General features: G+C 43.3%; 1 protein-coding gene. It reads right to left on the bottom strand.

Going from position 1 to position 767, the window contains the following annotated elements; all coding sequences use genetic code 11:
• Positions 1 to 753, bottom strand: a 753-nt coding sequence (locus tag BCT34_RS02330; RefSeq protein WP_133150979.1) for an Ig-like domain-containing protein, incomplete at its 3' end; no start/stop codon positions are given.
• Positions 754 to 767: the final 14 nt, after the last annotated feature.

Consider the following 767-nt stretch of genomic DNA (forward strand, 5'->3'; position numbering starts at 1 on the left):
CCCTTTCTCCGCTGTCCCATCAAAAGTAGGGGCTCTATCGTTTGTGATGCCATCACTGTTTGATATCCCCGTGTCCGAAGTGTTGAGCAATTTCGCAGATTCTATTTCGATCTCGCGATCTATGACTATCTTATGCTTGTCCGAAATGGAGCTGTTGCCTATGTTATTACGAGCAACCACCTCCCAAGTGTATTCCCCATCGACCAGATCTGTGGGGCTAGTGGCCACCCAGTCGCCATTTTCAGCGACTTGCCCCTCAATGGTGGAGACCGGATTTCCATCTTTATCACGGATGACAACGCTTACACTGATAGCCCCCTCAACCTTACCCTCAAAGATAGGTCGTAAATCATTGGTGATCCCATCATCATTACTTCTTCCTGTATCATTAACAAGTCGATACTCTGAAATTATAGGCTGTTCTGTTGATATAGTAACAGTTCCTGTTACAGGTGAAGATTGATTTCCTGCCCTATCCCAAACATGTAGTTCCCATGAATACTCACCATCTTTAGGTACAACACCTGTAGTAATACGGAATTCTCCTCTAACGTCTGTTAGAGTGTCCTGCTCCTGATAAAAAAGATTACCATCTGCATCATAAATTTTAATCATTATGGGTGAGTAAGGTTCCGACTTACCAATAAGTATTATCTTGTCGGAATTAGTAATATTATCCCCTTTCACTCCTGAGTCTATATCAGGAGCAAGTTCTACGGTAATTGAAGAAGGAGGCCTTGTATCAACCGTCATATTTTTCGGCTCCG

This window comes from Vibrio sp. 10N.261.45.E2 (assembly GCF_002875705.1).
In the GTDB taxonomy this organism is placed as follows: domain Bacteria; phylum Pseudomonadota; class Gammaproteobacteria; order Enterobacterales; family Vibrionaceae; genus Vibrio.